The organism is Cupriavidus sp. GW823-FHT07B10 (assembly GCF_058794355.1).
This window is the reverse complement of the sequence record NZ_JBXAGS010000009.1, coordinates 37,872-54,230: the sequence shown is the minus strand read 5'-3', so window position 1 is coordinate 54,230 and position 16,359 is coordinate 37,872. Positions and strand designations below refer to the sequence as shown.

The window sequence follows — 16,359 nt, the reverse complement described above, 5'->3', positions numbered from 1 at the left end:
GAGACCGCCATGGACATGACTGTCGATCAATCACCGGCCGCCGCCGCGGTGCAGCGCTCGCCCGGCTACTGGACCACGGTGGGCCGGCGCCTGCTGCGCAACCGGCTGGCCATGCTGGCCGCGCTGGTGCTGCTGGGGCTGGTGCTGATGGCGCTGTTCGCCCCGGTGCTGATGCCGGCGGACCCGTACGCGGCATCGATCCTCAAGCGCCTCAAGCCGATCGGCACCGAGCACTTCCCGCTCGGCACCGACGAGCTGGGACGCGACATGCTGTCGCGGCTGATGCTGGGCGCGCGGCTGTCGCTGTTCATGGGCATCACGCCGGTGCTGCTGGCCTTTGTCATCGGCAGCGCACTCGGCATCGTCGCAGGCTATGCCGGCGGCTGGACCAACACCGTGATCATGCGGCTCACCGACATCCTGTACGCCTTCCCGTCGGTGCTGCTGGCGATCGCGCTGTCGGGCACGCTGGGCGCGGGCGTGGGCAATGCGCTGCTGTCGCTGACCATCGTCTTTATCCCGCAGATCGTGCGCGTGGCCGAGAGCGTGACCACCCAGGTGCGCAACCGCGAGTTTGTCGATGCGGCGCGTGCTTCCGGGGCATCGTCGCTGACCATCGTGCGCGCCCATGTGCTCAACAACGTGCTTGGACCGATCTTCGTCTATGCCACCAGCCTGATCTCGGTGTCGATGATCCTGGCCTCCGGGCTGTCCTTCCTGGGCCTGGGCGTCAAGCCGCCGGAGCCGGAGTGGGGCCTGATGCTCAACACGCTGCGCACGGCCATCTACACCCAGCCGTGGGTTGCCGCCCTGCCCGGCGCCATGATCTTCCTGACCTCGGTCTCGTTCAACCTGCTGGCCGACGGCATCCGCTCGGCCATGGAAATCAAGGACTGAACCATGCCAGCACTGATGCAGGCCCCTTCGCCACAGGCCGGCCGCGATGTCGGCGGCCCGGCGCAGCCGCTGGTGATTGCCCACCAGCTGGTCAAGCACTTTCCCATCAAGTCCGGCCTGCCCGGCCTGCGCGCGCGCGCCGCGTCCGTGCGCGCGGTCGATGGCGTCAGCTTCGACGTGCTCAAGGGCGAGACCCTGGGCGTGGTCGGCGAGTCCGGCTGCGGCAAGTCCACCACCGCGCGGCTGCTGATGCAGCTGACGCAGCAGGACCGCGGCGAGCTGATCTTCGACGCGCAGGGCGTGGGCTCGGCCCAGCTGCCGATGAAGCAGTTCCGCAGCCAGGTGCAGATGGTGTTCCAGGACAGCTATTCGTCGCTGAACCCGCGCCTGACCATCGAGGAGTCGATCGCTTTCACGCCACGCGTCCATGGCGTGCCGGCGCGCGAAGCCACCGAGCGCGCCCGCTACCTGCTGCAGCGCGTCGGGCTCGATCCGGCACGCTTTGCCGGGCGCTACCCGCACGAGCTGTCGGGCGGGCAGCGCCAGCGCGTCAACATTGCCCGCGCGCTGGCGCTGCGCCCGCGGCTGGTGATCCTGGACGAGGCGGTCTCGGCACTGGACAAGTCGGTGGAGGCGCAGGTGCTGAACCTGCTGCTGGACCTGAAGGCCGAGTTCGACCTGACCTACGTCTTCATCAGCCACGACCTCAACGTGATCCGCTACCTGTGCGACCGCGTGATGGTGATGTACCTGGGCAAGGTGGTGGAGATCGCGGATACCGAGACCCTTTATCGGCACCCGGCGCACCCGTACACGCGCGCGCTGCTGACGTCGATGCCGTCGATGGACCCCGACCGCCGCACCGCGGTCGCGCCGCTGGCGGGCGACCCGCCCAACCCGATCAACCCGCCGTCCGGCTGCAGCTTCCATCCGCGCTGCGCCATGGCGCAGGACGTGTGCGCGCGGCGCGAGCCGCAGCTGACCGACCTGGTGGCCGGGCATCCGGTCGCCTGCCTGCTGGCCGCCGCACCCTGAGGAGCCCACCATGTCCACCAACCCGCAAGGCACACCCGGCGCGCCGATGATCTCGGTGCGGGACCTGCACGTCACCTTCTCCGGCGGCGGCAAGACCATCCGCGCCGTCAACGGCGTTTCGCTCGACGTGGGCGCCGGCGAGGCCGTGGCCCTGATCGGCGAATCCGGCTCCGGCAAGAGCGTCACGCTGCGCGCGCTGATGCGTCTGCACCCGCCGCGCCGCACCCGCATGGCAGGCCAGATCCGCGTCGACGGCGCCGACGTGATGGCGCTCGACCAGCGCGCGCTGGCCCGGCTGCGCGGCGGCACCATGGCGATGGTGTTCCAGGAGCCGCTGCTGGCGCTGGACCCGGTCTACACCGTGGGCCAGCAGATCGTCGAATGCATCCGCACCCACGACAAGGTCTCGGCCGCCGAGGCGCGCTCGCGCGCGCTGCAGGCGCTCGAGTCCGTGCGCATTCCCAGCCCGGAGCGGCGGATGGCAGCGTATCCGCACGAGTTGTCGGGCGGCATGCGCCAGCGCGCGATGATCGCGCTGGCACTGTCGGCGCGGCCCAGGATCCTGCTGGCCGACGAGCCTACCACCGCGCTGGACGCCACCGTGCAGATCCAGGTGCTGATCCTGCTGCGCGAGCTGCAGCGCGAACTGGGGCTGTCCATCGTCTTCGTCACCCACGATATCGGCGCCGCGGTGGAGATCGCCGACCGCGTCGCGGTGATGTACGGCGGGCGCATTGTCGAAGAAGGCCCGATCCGCACCCTGCTGCGCGCGGCGCGCCACCCCTACACCATCGCCCTGCTGCAGAGCCGCCAGCATGGCATGGACCGCGGCCAGCGGCTGCAGGCCATCGGCGGCGCCCCGCCCGACCTGGCCGCGCTGCCGCCAGGCTGCACCTTTGCACCGCGCTGCCCGCATGCGCGCCCGCAATGCCTGGCCGAGGTGCCGCAGGCGGTCACCGTCGGCACCGGGCACCGCGTCAGCTGCGTGCTGGCCGCCGAGCCCGCGGTCGCCACCGCGGCATGACCCCCATCCCAGAACCCCAACGTATTCCAGGCCACCCATGACGCTTGCCACCCATCCTGCCCGTGCCTTCATGCCGTACCCACAGATCGCCGTCCCGCACGCCGCCAGCGGCCCGCTGCGGGGCCTGAGCTTTGCCGTGAAGGACCTGTTCGACGTAGCTGGCTATCCGACCGGCGGCGGCAATCCGCACGTGCTGGCGCGCTCGGGCATCAAGGCCGCGACCGCACCGGCGGTGCAGCGGCTGCTGGACGCCGGCGCCGCCTTCGTCGGCAAGACCCACACTGACGAGCTGGCCTTCTCCATGAACGGCCAGAACGCCCACTACGGGCGCCCGGTCAACGGCGCGGCACCGGAGCGCATCACCGGCGGCTCGTCGTCGGGCTCGGCCTCGGCGGTATCGAACGGCTTGTGCGACTTTGCGCTGGGCTCCGACACCGGCGGCTCGGTGCGCGCGCCGGCCAGCCATTGCGGCCTGTTCGGCATCCGGCCCACGCATGGGCGCATTTCGCTGGAACGCTGCCTGCCGCTGTCCGAAAGCCTGGACACCTGCGGCTTCTTTGCGCGCGACATCGGCACCTTCGCGCGCGTGGCCGAGGTGCTGTTCGGCGCGGACCCGGCGCCGCTGCCGGCCGCGCCGCGGCTGCTGTTTGCCACCGACCTGTTCGCCCAGCCGACCCCGGAGGCCCGCGACGCGCTGGCGCCGGCTGTCGCCCGGATCGAAACCGCGCTGGGCCGGGCCGCGCCTGCCACCGTGGCCGACCGGCCGCTGTCCGACCTGTGGTGGGCGTTCCGCTACGTGCAGGGCTGGGAGGCGTGGCGCAGCGACGGCGAACTGATCGAGCAACACGGGCTGGAGCTGGGTGCCGATGTCGCGGCACGCTTCGCCTTCTCGAAGGCCGTCACCCGCAGCCAGTTCGACGAAGCCAGTGCCGTACGCCGCGACTTCACCGCGCACCTGGGCCGCCTGCTGGGGCCGGACGGCGTGCTGGTGCTGCCGACCATGCCCGATATCGCGCCGCTGCGCGCCGAACCGATCGAGTCCCTGGAGACCTACCGCAACCTCGCCGCCCAGACGTTGTGCCTGACGCCGCTGAGCGGCTTCCCGCAGCTGAACCTGCCGCTGGCCGGCCGCGACGGCGCACCGCTCGGCATCTCGCTGCTGGGGCCGGCGGGCAGTGACCGCAGCCTGGTGGCACTGGCGGAGCGGATCATGGCGCACAAGGCGTGAACCAGTAAGGCAAGGGGCACGCGGCATGCCGACGGCGAGGTCGATGCCGGCATCGTTTCGCCAGGACCGGCCCGCGGCTTCCGCGAAGCCACAGCCTGAACCGCGCCGCGCCTCAACTCGCCAGCGCCGACACCCCGTTCTCCGGCCGCTTGACGCGGAACCACGCCGCATACAGCGCCGGCAGGAACAGCAGCGTCAGCACCGTGGCAATGATCAGCCCGCCCATGATCGCCACCGCCATCGGCCCCCAGAACATCGAGCGCGACAGCGGGATCATCGCCAGCACCGCCGCGGCGGCGGTCAGGATGATCGGGCGGAAGCGGCGCACCGCGGCCTCGACGATGGCGGTCCACTGCGGCACGCCGGCGCTGATGTCCTGCTCGATCTGGTCGACCAGGATCACCGAGTTGCGGATGATCATGCCCAGCAGCGCGGTGATGCCCAGCTGCGCCACAAACCCCATCGGCGCGCGCAGCAGCAACAGCGTGGCGGCGGCGCCGATCAGGCCCAGCGGGCCGGTCAGGAACACCATGGTCGCGCGCGAGAAGCTGTGCAGCTGCAGCATCAGCAGCGTGAAGATGATGAAGATGCACAGCGGCAACTGCGCCGCGATGGAGGCGCCCGCCTTGCCGCTCTCTTCCTCCGCGCCGGCCACGGTGATGCGGTAGCCCGGCGGCAGCTGCGCGCGCAGCTGGTCCAGCTTCGGGTTGATCTGCGCGGTCACTGTCGGGCCCTGGATGCCGTCGACCACATCGGCCTGCACGGTCACGCCGAAGTCGCGGTTCTCGCGCCACACCACGCCCGGTTCCGAGCGCAGCGTCACGCGCGCCACCTGCGTCAGCGGCACCATGCGCCCGGTGTTGGTCGGCACCAGCATGTTGTTCAGGTCCGAGATCGCATCGCGCTCATTGCGCGGGGTGCGCATCAGGATGTCGATCAGCTTGTCGCCGTCGCGGTACTGGCCCACCGGCACGCCGGTGAGCACGGTCTGCGTGACGCGGGCGATGGCATTGGTGGTCACGCCCAGTGCGCGCGCCTTGTCCTGGTCGATCTCCAGGCGCAGCATCTTGACGTTCTCATTCCAGTTGTCGTTGACCCCGACGGTATTGGGGTTGGCGCGCATCTCGGCCTTGACCTGGTCGGCCAGCTGGCGTACCCCGGCTGCGTCCGGCCCGATCACGCGGAACTGCACAGGATAGGCCACCGGAGGCCCGTTGGGCAACAGCTTGACGCGGCCTCGCAGGTACGGGAATTCGGCATCCATCAGCTTGATGATGCGGCGGCGCAGCGCATCGCGCACCTCGGTGCTGACCGGCATCACGATCACCTGCGCCACATTGGTCTGCGGGAAGATCTGGTCCAGCGGCAGGTAGAAGCGCGGCGCGCCGGTGCCGACGAAGGTGGTCAGGCTCTCGACTTCCTTGTCCTTGCCGACCAGCTGCTCGAAGCGCTTGGCCTCGGTTTCCATCTGGGCAAAGCTGGTGCCCTCGGGCATCCACAGCTCCACCATCAGCTCGGGGCGGCTGGAGTCCGGGAAGAACTGCTTCTCGACAAACTTGAAGGCGTAGATGCCCAGCCCGAAGGCCACCAGCGTGATCGCGATCACCACCTTGCGCCAGCTCACGCACCAGTCCACCAGCCGGCGGAAGCGCGCATAGAACGGCGTGTCGAAGACCTCGTGGGCCTCGCCCGCGCCGGGGCCGCGGGTCTTGAGCAGCAGGTAGCCCAGGTAGGGCGTGAAATAGACCGCGGCCAGCCACGACAGCACCAGCGCCAGCGCCGTCACCGCAAAGATCGCGAAGGTGTATTCGCCCACCGTCGAGCGCGCCAGGCCCACCGGCAGGAAGCCGGCCGCGGTGATCAGCGTGCCGGTCAGCATCGGCATCGCGGTGGAGGTATAGGCGAAGGTGGCCGCCTCCATCTTGGAAAAGCCCTCTTCCAGCTTGCGCACCATCATCTCGACCGCAATGATGGCGTCGTCCACCAGCAGCCCAAGCGCCACGATCAGCGCGCCGAGCGATATCTTGTGCAGCCCGATGCCGAAGATATTCATGAACAGGAAGGTCACCGCCAGCACCAGCGGGATCGTCAGCGCCACCACCAGGCCCGGGCGCGCGTCCAGCCGCAGCGGTTTGGTGTGCAGCCCCAGCGAGACGAAACTGACCGCCAGCACGATCACCACCGCCTCGATCAGCACGTGCACGAACTCGCCCACCGAACGCTGGACCGCCTTCGGCTGGTCCTGCACCTGGTCCATCTCGATTCCCACCGGCAACTGCGTGCGCAGCCGGTCGAACGCGGCGCGCAGGTTCTTGCCCAGTTCGATGATGTCGCCGCCCTTCTGCATCGAAATGCCCAGCCCGATCACGTCCTTGCCGTTGAAGCGCATGCGCGTCTGGGTCGGGTCGACATAGCCGCGGTAGACGTGCGCGATGTCGCCCAGGCGGATATTGGCGATGCCGTTGGGCCCGCGCAGCACCAGGTTCTCCAGGTCCTCCACGCTGGCGAACTGGCCGGACAGGCGCACCTGCAGGTTGTCGGTCGGGGTGACCAGCACGCCGCTGCCGGTCAGGTTGTTCTGCTGCGAGATCTGGTCGGCGATGGCGTTGATATCCAGCCCCAGCTGGGCGAAGCGCGCCTGGTTGAACTCGATGAAGACCTTCTCGTCCTGCAGGCCGATCAGCGACACCTTGGCCACCGACGGCACGCGCAGCAGTTCCTGGCGCACCAGGTCGGCGTACTCGCGCAGCTCCTTGTAGTTGAAGCCGTCGGCCGAGAGCGCGTAGATGGTGCCGTACACGTCGCCAAACTCATCATTGAAGAACGGCCCGCGCACGCCCGCGGGCAGCGTCTGCTGGATATCGCCGATCTTCTTGCGCGCGGTGTACCAGACCTGCGCGGTCTCCTTTGCCGGCGAGGTGTCCTTGAGCTGGAAGATCACCGTGGTCTCGCCCGGCTTGGAGAAGCTGCGGATCTTGTCCGCATAGGGCACTTCCTGCAGCTGGCGCTCGATCTTGTCGGTCACCTGGACGGCGATCTGCTCGGCGGTGGCGCCGGGCCAGAAGGCCTGCACCACCATCACGCGGAAGGTAAAGGGCGGATCCTCGTCCTGGCCCAGCTGGAAGAATGCCAGCATGCCGCCAAGCAGCAGCACCACCAGCAGGTAGCGGGTCAGCGGCTGGTGCTCGAGTGCCCAGCGCGACAGGTTGAAGCGGGAATGATCCATCCGCTCACCCCTGCTTCGGGGTGGCGGCCGGTGCCGATGCCGGGGCCGATGCAGGCCCTCCCGCAGGCGCAACCGTCTGCAGCGGGCGCACCTTCTGGCCCGCGCGCAACAGGTGCACCCCGGCGGTGACGATGGTCTGGCCCGGGGCCAGGCCCTGGCGCACCTCCACCTCGTTGCCGATGGCCTCGCCCAGCGTCACCGGCACCGGCTTGACCGTGCCGGCGGCGGCGTCATAGATCCAGACCTGGTTGCGGCCCTGCTCCTGCAGCAGCGCGGTCAGCGGCACCCGGATGGCCGCGGTGGCGCCGCTGCGCATGAAGGTCACCACCGCGGTCATGCCGAGCTTGAGGTCGGCGGGCGGGTTCGGCACCGTCACGCGGGTGGCATAGGTGCGGGTGACCGGGTCGGCCGCCGCGGCAATCTCGCGCACGCGGCCAGGCAGCGTGCGCTGCGGCTCGGCCCAGGTATGGATGGTCACGTCGGTAATGCCGCGCAGCAGGTCGACCTGGTCTTCGGGCAGGCCGATCGCGACTTCCTTCTCTGCCGTCTGCGCCACGCGCACCACCGGCTGGCCGGGCGTCACCACCTGGCCCACCTCGGCATCGATCGCCGTGACCACGCCGTCGGCATCGGCATGCAGGACCGAGTAGCCGGTCTGGTTGGACTGGCTGCGCAGCCCGGCCTGGGCCTGGCGCAGCCGCGATTCGGCGGCGTCATAGTTGGCCTGGCGCCGGTGCTGCTCGGCAGCGCTGATGAAGCCCTTGGCGAACAGGTCGTTGTAGCGCTTCAGGTCGGCGGCGGCCAGGTCACGGTCAGTCTTCGCGGCCTCGAACTGGGCGCGCGAGCCGGCCTCGGCCAGCGACAGGTCGGTGGGATCCAGGCGCGCCAGCGGCTGGCCCTTGCTGACCACCGCGCCCACATCCACCAGCCTGGCGGCGATCTTGCCCCCGACGCGGAAGCCCAGCCGCGACTCCACGCGCGGGCGCACGTCGCCGGAGAACTCGAAGGCGGTCTTGCCGTTGTGCGGGCTCAGCTGCATCAGGCGCACCGGGCGCACCTCCGGCGCCGGCTCGGCCTTCTTGCCGCAGCCGGTCAGGGCCAGCAGGCTGGCCATCAAAAGTGCGGCTACGGTCACGCCTCGACCGAGGTGGCGCGGCGGCATCGTAACAACAGGAGAATCTGCAGCCGCAACTTCCGGCACTTGGCAAAGCACTGGCATCGGTAGGCAACGAGTCGGACGGAACAACTGACAAGACTGGCCGGTGACCGCAAATCCCCTGCGCCCGGGAAGTCGTCGGGGCGCGCGGAATGGCCGCGCGCAGCCGGCATCGGCAATAAATAACTTTCCGGTCAGTAATATAACGACGACCCCCGGGTGCGTCAAACGGCAGGCGACGAAACCGCTGGAATGAAGACTCAGTTGCCGTTCCGGGCTGGTGAACTGCGCCGACAGGCTTCGGCATGCGCGACCATACCCTGCCCGGCGCGATGCTACAATCCGCCGCGCCGCTGGCGCTTCCCCCCAAATCTTCGACCCGAGACCGGCGTGACGCCCGATCAGTATTGCCAAGAGAAAGTCGCCCAGAGCGGCTCGAGCTTCTATTACAGCTTCCTGTTCCTGCCGGCCGAGCGCCGCCGCGCCATCACCGCGCTGTACGCCTGGTGCCGCGAAGTCGACGACGTGGTCGACGACAGCCATGACGCAGGCCTGGCCCACCAGCAGCTGAACTGGTGGCGCGCCGAACTGCGCCGCCTGTTCGAGGGCGAGCCGACCCACCCGACCACCAAGGCCCTGCAGCCGCATGTGCGCAGCGCCGGCCTGCCCCAGGGCGAGATGTCCGAAGTGCTGGAAGGCATGGAAATGGACCTGACCCAGACCCGCTACCTGGACGAGCCCGGGCTGGCCCGCTACTGCCATTGCGTGGCCGGCGTGGTCGGCACGCTCAGCGCGCGGCTGTTCGGCTATACCGACCCGCGGACGCTGGTGTTTGCCGAGAAGCTTGGCCAGTCGCTGCAACTGGTCAATATCCTGCGCGACGTCGGCGAGGACGCCCGGCGCGGGCGCATCTACCTGCCGGTCAATACCCTGCAGCAGTTCCAGGTGCCTGCATCCGAGATCCTGAAGGGTCAGCATTCCGAGCGCTTTGTCGCGCTGATGCAGTACCACGCCGGCCGTGCCCGCGCGCTGTACCATGAGGCACTGGCGCTGCTGCCGAAGCAGGACCGCCGCGCCCAGCGTGCCGGCCTGCTGATGGGCGCGATCTACCACGCGCTGCTCGACGAACTGGAAGCCAGCCAGTTCCAGGTGCTGAACCAGCGCATCGCGCTGACCCCGCTGCGCAAGCTGTGGATTGCCTGGAAGACCTGGGTGCGCAACAGCTAGCGTCCTGCTCTCTTTTCTGTCCGACCCGCCAAGCCGTACCGCCATGACGCAGACATCCGCCTCCCTCGGCGACACCATCCTTGCCCACGCCGACCAGCTCGCCAGTTTCTCCGACATGGAAGGCGGCCTCACCTGCGCCTACCTGACCCCGGCCCACCGCGCCGCGCAGGCCCGGCTTGCGCAGTGGATGGAGGCGGCCGGCATGCAGGTGCGGATCGACGCCATCGGCAACGTCATCGGCCGCTATGCGGCCGACCCGGCCGTGCCCGACGCGCGCGTGCTGATGACCGGCTCGCACTTCGACACCGTGCGCAATGGCGGGCGCTATGACGGACGGCTTGGCATCGTGCTGCCGATCGCCGTGGTCGGCGCGCTCAACCAGGCCGGCATCCGCCTGCCCTATCACTTTGAAGTGGTGGGGTTCGCCGAAGAGGAAGGCCTGCGCTTCAAGACCAGCTTCCTGGCCAGCAGCGTGTTGGCGGGCCGCTTCGATCCCACCCTGCTGGAGCGCCAGGACGCGGACGGCATCACGCTGCGCGAGGCGCTGGCGGCATCGGACCTGCCCGGCGCGGGCGATCTGCAGGCCCTGCGCGCCGCCGCGGTCGATCCGGCGTCGCTGCTGGGCTTTGTCGAAGTGCATATCGAGCAGGGCCCGGTGCTGCTGCACCACGGCCTGCCGCTGGGCGTGGTCACCCAGATCGCGGGCAGCAGCCGCTTTGCGGTGCGGGTCGAAGGCCTGGCCAGCCACGCCGGCACCACGCCGATGGGCATGCGCCGCGACGCCGCCGCGGGCGCGGCGGAGATGATCCTGCTGGTGGAGCAGCGCTGCACGGCGGCGCCGACGCTGGTCGGCACGGTGGGTCAGCTGCAGGTGCCCAACGGGTCGAGCAATGTCATCCCGGCGGCCTGCACCTTCTCGATGGATATTCGCGCCGGCGAGGATGGCATCCGCGAGGCCGCCATCGCCGACATCGTGGCCGGCATCGGCCAGATCGCGGAACGGCGCGGGCTGGCCGCCCAGGTGGAGCGCGTGCCGCCGGTCAACAACGCGCCGTGCGCGCGCTGGCTGATGGACCAGTTCGGGGCGGTGCTGAAGAAGCGCGGGCTGCAGGCCTTCGAGCTGCCCTCCGGCGCCGGCCACGACGCCATGATGATGCAGCGCATCACCGACGTGGCCATGCTGTTCGTGCGTTGCGGCAACGGCGGCATCAGCCACAACCCGCTGGAAACCATCACGGCGGAGGATGCCCAGCTGGCGGCGGAGGTCTTCGTGGATTTCCTGCGGCACTTCCAGCCGCGCGGCTAAGCGCCACAGTGGCGTACCATGGAGGGCGCGGCACGATAAGAACGGATCAGCCGCCCTGGTAGATATCGCGCCCGAAGTCGTAAAGGTTCTTGCGCAGCTTGCGGCGCTCGTCCGGCGACAGGCGCGAGCCGCCGCGTTCGTCACCGCGCCGGCGCTCGGCGTCGCGCTGCTCGGCGCGATGGCGCTCGGCACGGGCCCGCGCCTCGCGCTGGCTGTTGCCGGGATCGCTGGCCTGGGTCGACGGGTGGCGCTTGAGCAGGTTGGCCATGCCGGCCGATTGCGCCTGCACCGTCCCGGCCGGAATGCACAGCGCCAGCACGGCCAGCGCCAGCGCAAGGCAGGCGCCGGCGATACCATGCTGCGGATGCCCGTGCCGGGTTCGGTTCACTTTCATTGATAATGGCGATCTTTGGCTTCGGGAAAAAGCAGTCTTTGGACAGACTGGACGGACTGCCCTGAAGCCGGGAATTCCGGTACCCCGTCCGGCGCCGCACCCTCTGCAAGCATCGCGCCAGCGCGGGCGAGGCAGGCTGGGCGAGGCAGTGGCTCGTCTGGTGCAAATGCGTGGAAATCTGCCGCGCATGGCGCCCAAAAAGACGGATTGCGCAGTGTAATCGCACGATTGGTGCACACTGCCATACCACGGGGTAAAGTATGTAACGTTTTGTTAAGCCATTTTGAGCGAAAGCGATAGTCGCTAAGATACCGCCATGGAAAATACCAGCCACAAGATTCTTGTCGTCGACGATGACCCGCGTCTGCGCGATTTGCTGCGCCGCTATCTGGGCGAACAGGGTTTCACCGTGCTGGTGGCGGAAAACGCCACCGCGATGAACAAGCTCTGGCTGCGCGAGCGTTTCGACCTGCTGGTGCTGGACCTGATGATGCCGGGTGAAGACGGCCTGTCGATCTGCCGCCGGCTGCGCGGGGCCAATGACCAGACCCCGATCATCATGCTCACCGCCAAGGGCGAGGACGTGGACCGCATCGTCGGCCTGGAGATGGGCGCCGACGACTACCTGCCCAAACCCTTCAACCCGCGCGAACTGATTGCGCGCATCCACGCGGTGCTGCGCCGCAAGGGCCCGGCCGAAGTGCCCGGCGCCCCGTCGGAAACGCCCGAGACCTTCGCCTTCGGCGACTTCGTGCTGAACCTGGCCACGCGCACGCTGACCAAGAACGACGAGGAAATCACGCTGACCACCGGCGAGTTCTCGGTCCTCAAGGTGTTCGCCCGCCATCCGCGCCAGCCGCTGTCGCGCGAGAAGCTGATGGAAATGGCGCGCGGCCGTGAATATGAAGTCTTCGACCGCAGCCTGGACGTGCAGATCTCGCGCCTGCGCAAGCTGATCGAGCCGGACCCGAGCAACCCCCGTTTTATCCAGACGGTGTGGGGCCTGGGCTACGTCTTCATCCCCGATGGCGTGAAGTAACCGATTACGGCCGCTGTTCCCATCGTGGCGACCGTTATCGGCAGAACCGCAACGCGGTTCTTTGGTTCGCTGTTCTGGCGAACCTTCATGCTTATCGCCCTGCTGCTGGCGATTTCGCTGGGCATCTGGTTCCAGAGCTACCGGCTGTTCGAACGCGCCCCGCGCGCGCAGCAGATCGCCATGCAGGTGGTCAGCGTGGTCAAGCTCACGCGCGCCGCGCTGCTCTATTCCGACCCCGCGCGGCGGCGCTTCCTGCTGCTCGACCTGGTGCAGAACGAAGGCATCAAGGTCTATCCGCGCGAGAAGGACGACGACTTCGCCGCGCCCACCGCCAACCCGTTCCTGACCACCCTGGTGCAGCAGGAGATCCGCAGCCGCCTGGGCGAGGACACGGTGCTGGCCACCACCGTCAACGACATTCCCGGCGTGTGGGTCAGCTTCGAGATCGAGGGCGACGACTACTGGGTGGCGATCAGCCCCGAGCGCTTCGAGCGCGTGCCCGGCATCCAGTGGCTGTGGTGGAGTATTGCCGCGCTGCTGCTGTCGATCATCGGCGCGGCCTTTATCACCGCGCGCGTCAACTACCCGCTCAAGCGGCTGGCCAACGCCGCCCGCGCGATCGGCGCCGGCGGCGACCCGCCGCCGCTGCCAGAGCACGGCGCCAGTGAGGTGGCGCTGGCCAACCACAGCTTCAACCAGATGGTGCGCGACCTGCGCCAGCTCGACGACGACCGCGTGGTGATGCTGGCCGGCATCTCGCACGACCTGCGCACGCCGCTGACGCGCCTGCGCCTGGAAACCGAGATGTCGCCGATGGACACCCCCACGCGCGACGCCATGATCGCCGACATCGAGCAGATGGACGCCATCATCGGACAGTTCCTCAACTACGCGCGCCCGCCGCTGGAAACCGTGGAACCGGTTGACCTGTCGGCGCTGGTGCATGATGCCGTGGGCGTCTACGCCGCGCACGACGACGTGCGCGTGCACGTGCGCGCCAATGAGCCGGTGATGGCCGTGGCCAACCGGATGGAAGTGCAGCGCATCCTGGACAACCTGGTCGAGAACGCGCGCCGCTATGCCAAGGACGAGCAAAGCGGCATGGCCGTGGTCGAGATCTCGACGCGCGTGGACGACAAGGAAGCCGTGCTGACCGTGGCCGACCACGGCAACGGCGTGCCCGACGGCCAGCTGTCGCTGCTGACGCGGCCCTTCTACCGGCTCGACGCCGCGCGCAGCGAGGCCAAGGGCGCCGGGCTGGGCATGTCCATCGTCAACCGCATCATGCAGCGCAACGGCGGCCGGCTGCTGCTGGCCAACCGCCCCGCCCCGGCCACGGGGCTGGTGGTCAGCGCCTGCTTCCGGCGCGCCTGAGCGTCAGCTGAGCGCGGCCTGAGCGCCATCCGCGGCGCATTGACAGGTTTTCGACAGCATTTGATAGCCTTCTGAAAGGCATTCGTCAGGGCAATGACAGGGTCGCGGCGCACACTGGCGCCCGTCATCAGGCGCGCGGCGAAATCCTTCCCACACGGCGTGACCCGCGCACGCCTGGCTGACTTCTCCGAACCATCATGCCGCCGGGACCGCCGGCGGTGCCTGAGAGACAGCCATGTCAGATACCTCCGCAGCTACCCCCGCCGGGCAGCACGGGTTCCGCACCGTGTTCCGCGTCGTCAGCGGCAACTTCCTGGAAATGTATGACTTCATGGTGTACGGCTTCTACGCGGCCGCCATCGCCAGGACCTTCTTTCCCAGCGGCAACGAGTTCGCCTCGCTGATGCTTTCGCTCGCCACCTTTGGCGCGGGTTTCCTGATGCGGCCGCTGGGTGCGATCGTGCTGGGCGCCTACATCGACCGCCATGGCCGCCGCAAGGGCCTGATCATGACGCTGGCGCTGATGGCCATGGGCACGTTGCCGATTGCCTGCGTGCCGGGCTACGCCACCATTGGCGTGGCCGCGCCGCTGCTGGTATTGGCCGGGCGCCTGCTGCAGGGCTTCTCCGCGGGTGTTGAGCTGGGCGGCGTCTCGGTCTACCTGTCGGAAATCGCCAGGCCTGGCCGCAAGGGCTTCTATGTCGCGTGGCAATCGGGCAGCCAGCAGGTGGCGGTGATCTTCGCCGGCCTGCTGGGCGTGATCCTGCACGCCACGCTGGCTCCGGCGCAAATGGATGAATGGGGCTGGCGCATTCCCTTCCTGGTGGGCTGCCTGATCGTGCCGTTCCTGTTCCTGATCCGCCGTTCGCTGGAAGAGACCGAGGCCTTCAAGGCGCGCAAGCACCGCCCCGCCATCGACGAGATCTACCGCTCGATGCTGGACAACTGGCGCATCATCCTGGCCGGCTGCATGATGGTGGTGATGACCACGGTGTCGTTCTACATGATCACCGCATACACGCCGACCTTCGGCAAGACCGTGCTGAAGCTGGACGACACCGACAACCTGATCGTCACCATGTGCGTGGGCCTGTCCAACTTCATCTGGCTGCCGCTGATGGGCGCGCTGTCGGACCGCATCGGACGCAAGCCACTGCTGGTGTTCTTCACCGTGGCAACGCTGCTGACCGCGTACCCCGCCGTGTCATGGCTGGTGGCCGAGCCGTCGTTCTCGCGGCTGCTGATGGTGGAGCTGTGGCTGTCGTTCCTGTACGGCAGTTATAACGGCGCCATGGTGGTGGCGCTGACCGAGATCATGCCGCCCGCGGTGCGCACCACCGGCTTCTCGCTGGCCTACAGCCTGGCCACCGCGCTGTTCGGCGGCTTCACCCCGGCAATCTCGACCTGGCTGATCCACGCCACCGGCAACAAGGCGGCGCCGGGGCTGTGGCTGATGTTCGCCGCGCTGTGCGGACTGGTTGCCACGCTGGTGATCTTCCGGGCGCAACGAGTGGAGCCCGTCATGCGTCCGGCCTGAACACGGCGGGTTGAACTCGCCGCAATCGTCACCAACTTGCCATAAGCGGGCCCAGCGCGCATGGCATACTTGCCCTTCCGTATCGAAGCCGCCTGGCTGATGCCGCGGCTTCCCATGCCGGGATTCGCTCCAGGCGTCACATGGCTTGCCTATCGGGCTCTTTGAGAATATCAATTAGCCCGGCACCTGGTGATGACGCATAATCACGTTTTGTCGCGGTAAGCCGCGTAGCCGGCCCACGCCAGCCGCGCGGCAGCAGCACCGCTCTCATTGCAACCGTATCAGGAGATAGTCTATGAAGACCGTTGGTGACAAGCTCGAAGCCTTCCACGTCGTCGGTGTCAAGCCGGGTTTCAACAATCACGAAGAGAACGGCCAGTCGGCTTTCGAAGACATCACCGAAAAGTCGTTCGAAGGCAAGTGGAAGATCATCTACTTCTACCCGAAGGACTTCACCTTCGTCTGCCCGACCGAAATCGTTGCCTTCGCCAAGCTGAACGGCGACTTCGCCGACCGCGACGCGATCGTGCTGGGCGGCTCGACCGACAACGAATTCGTCAAGCTGGCATGGCGCCGCGAACACAAGGACCTGAACAAGCTGAACCAGTGGCAGTTCGCCGACGTGACCGGTTCGCTGATCGACCAGCTGGGCGTGCGTGACCACGCTGCCGGCGTTGCCCTGCGCGCGACCTTCATCGTCGACCCGGACAACGTGATCCAGCATGTGTCGGTGAACAACCTGAACGTGGGCCGCAACCCGGAAGAAGTCCTGCGTATCCTGGACGGTTTGCAAACGGACGAGCTGTGCCCGTGCAACCGTGCCGTTGGTGGCGCCACGCTGTAATTTGCTATCAGTCGCCAGACACACCTTGGCGATTCGCGGAGGGCGCTGCCCTCCGCATCAAAACCCGCTTGC

At 68.1% G+C, this 16,359-nt stretch carries 13 protein-coding genes; 10 read left to right on the top strand and 3 right to left on the bottom strand.

Annotated features, from left to right (window positions below; translation table 11 throughout):
• Positions 1 to 9 precede the first annotated feature (9 nt).
• The 4 genes from AC1Q6V_RS19560 to AC1Q6V_RS19545 are packed head-to-tail and all read left to right on the top strand — an operon-like array spanning position 10 to position 4,184.
• Positions 10 to 897, top strand: coding sequence for an ABC transporter permease (locus AC1Q6V_RS19560; RefSeq protein WP_010810098.1), 888 nt, complete (start codon positions 10 to 12; stop codon positions 895 to 897).
• 3 nt (positions 898 to 900) lie between these two features.
• Complete coding sequence (locus AC1Q6V_RS19555) at positions 901 to 1,932, top strand: ABC transporter ATP-binding protein (RefSeq protein WP_454750819.1); 1,032 nt, start codon at positions 901 to 903, stop codon at positions 1,930 to 1,932.
• Positions 1,933 to 1,942: 10 nt separating this feature from the next.
• Positions 1,943 to 2,956 (top strand): ABC transporter ATP-binding protein, encoded by a 1,014-nt coding sequence (locus tag AC1Q6V_RS19550; protein ID WP_439668761.1) that lies wholly within the window; start codon positions 1,943 to 1,945, stop codon positions 2,954 to 2,956.
• Between the two features lie 37 nt (positions 2,957 to 2,993).
• Positions 2,994 to 4,184: an amidase gene (locus tag AC1Q6V_RS19545; protein WP_010810101.1), complete on the top strand. Its 1,191-nt coding sequence runs from the start codon at positions 2,994 to 2,996 to the stop codon at positions 4,182 to 4,184.
• 112 nt (positions 4,185 to 4,296) lie between these two features.
• Here AC1Q6V_RS19545 and AC1Q6V_RS19540 read toward each other — a convergent pair whose 3' ends face one another.
• Positions 4,297 to 7,410 carry an efflux RND transporter permease subunit gene (locus AC1Q6V_RS19540; protein WP_454750818.1) on the bottom strand — a complete coding sequence of 1,038 codons (3,114 nt, stop codon included), beginning with the start codon at positions 7,408 to 7,410 and terminating at the stop codon, positions 4,297 to 4,299.
• A gap of 4 nt (positions 7,411 to 7,414) precedes the next feature.
• Positions 7,415 to 8,629 (bottom strand): efflux RND transporter periplasmic adaptor subunit, encoded by a 1,215-nt coding sequence (locus tag AC1Q6V_RS19535; RefSeq protein WP_037023310.1) that lies wholly within the window; start codon positions 8,627 to 8,629, stop codon positions 7,415 to 7,417.
• A gap of 327 nt (positions 8,630 to 8,956) precedes the next feature.
• Here AC1Q6V_RS19535 and hpnD point away from each other — a divergent pair, with 327 nt between their 5' ends.
• Together hpnD and AC1Q6V_RS19525 are read left to right on the top strand one after the other, a co-directional pair.
• Positions 8,957 to 9,793, top strand: a complete 837-nt coding sequence (gene hpnD / locus AC1Q6V_RS19530) for a presqualene diphosphate synthase HpnD (RefSeq protein WP_454750817.1) — start codon at positions 8,957 to 8,959, stop codon at positions 9,791 to 9,793.
• Positions 9,794 to 9,836: 43 nt separating this feature from the next.
• Positions 9,837 to 11,099, top strand: a complete 1,263-nt coding sequence (locus AC1Q6V_RS19525) for a Zn-dependent hydrolase (protein ID WP_010810105.1) — start codon at positions 9,837 to 9,839, stop codon at positions 11,097 to 11,099.
• Positions 11,100 to 11,145: 46 nt separating this feature from the next.
• Here AC1Q6V_RS19525 and AC1Q6V_RS19520 read toward each other — a convergent pair whose 3' ends face one another.
• Positions 11,146 to 11,493: a hypothetical protein gene (locus AC1Q6V_RS19520; protein ID WP_010810106.1), complete on the bottom strand. Its 348-nt coding sequence runs from the start codon at positions 11,491 to 11,493 to the stop codon at positions 11,146 to 11,148.
• Between the two features lie 316 nt (positions 11,494 to 11,809).
• Between AC1Q6V_RS19520 and ompR the strand changes: the two genes are divergently transcribed.
• From ompR to AC1Q6V_RS19500, 4 genes are all read left to right on the top strand, one after another.
• A complete protein-coding gene (ompR, locus tag AC1Q6V_RS19515; protein WP_010810107.1) occupies positions 11,810 to 12,532 on the top strand; it encodes an osmolarity response regulator transcription factor OmpR in 723 nt (240 codons plus the stop codon).
• Between the two features lie 24 nt (positions 12,533 to 12,556).
• A complete protein-coding gene (locus AC1Q6V_RS19510) occupies positions 12,557 to 13,906 on the top strand; it encodes an ATP-binding protein (RefSeq protein ID WP_011615097.1) in 1,350 nt (449 codons plus the stop codon).
• A gap of 235 nt (positions 13,907 to 14,141) precedes the next feature.
• Positions 14,142 to 15,443, top strand: coding sequence for an MFS transporter (locus tag AC1Q6V_RS19505; protein ID WP_454750816.1), 1,302 nt, complete (start codon positions 14,142 to 14,144; stop codon positions 15,441 to 15,443).
• A 295-nt stretch (positions 15,444 to 15,738) separates the two neighbouring features.
• Positions 15,739 to 16,287 carry a peroxiredoxin gene (locus AC1Q6V_RS19500; protein ID WP_010810110.1) on the top strand — a complete coding sequence of 183 codons (549 nt, stop codon included), beginning with the start codon at positions 15,739 to 15,741 and terminating at the stop codon, positions 16,285 to 16,287.
• Positions 16,288 to 16,359: the final 72 nt, after the last annotated feature.

Bases quoted from the DNA above. Each gene is read 5' to 3' on its own strand.
- AC1Q6V_RS19560 (WP_010810098.1), top strand. From the start codon at position 10: ATGGACATGACTGTCGATCAATCACCGGCCGCCGCCGCGGTGCAGCGC.
- AC1Q6V_RS19555 (WP_454750819.1), top strand. From the start codon at position 901: ATGCCAGCACTGATGCAGGCCCCTTCGCCACAGGCCGGCCGCGATGTC.
- AC1Q6V_RS19550 (WP_439668761.1), top strand. From the start codon at position 1,943: ATGTCCACCAACCCGCAAGGCACACCCGGCGCGCCGATGATCTCGGTG.
- AC1Q6V_RS19545 (WP_010810101.1), top strand. From the start codon at position 2,994: ATGACGCTTGCCACCCATCCTGCCCGTGCCTTCATGCCGTACCCACAG.
- AC1Q6V_RS19540 (WP_454750818.1), bottom strand. From the start codon at position 7,410: ATGGATCATTCCCGCTTCAACCTGTCGCGCTGGGCACTCGAGCACCAG.
- AC1Q6V_RS19535 (WP_037023310.1), bottom strand. From the start codon at position 8,629: ATGCCAGTGCTTTGCCAAGTGCCGGAAGTTGCGGCTGCAGATTCTCCT.
- AC1Q6V_RS19525 (WP_010810105.1), top strand. From the start codon at position 9,837: ATGACGCAGACATCCGCCTCCCTCGGCGACACCATCCTTGCCCACGCC.
- AC1Q6V_RS19520 (WP_010810106.1), bottom strand. From the start codon at position 11,493: ATGAAAGTGAACCGAACCCGGCACGGGCATCCGCAGCATGGTATCGCC.
- ompR (WP_010810107.1), top strand. From the start codon at position 11,810: ATGGAAAATACCAGCCACAAGATTCTTGTCGTCGACGATGACCCGCGT.
- AC1Q6V_RS19505 (WP_454750816.1), top strand. From the start codon at position 14,142: ATGTCAGATACCTCCGCAGCTACCCCCGCCGGGCAGCACGGGTTCCGC.
- AC1Q6V_RS19500 (WP_010810110.1), top strand. From the start codon at position 15,739: ATGAAGACCGTTGGTGACAAGCTCGAAGCCTTCCACGTCGTCGGTGTC.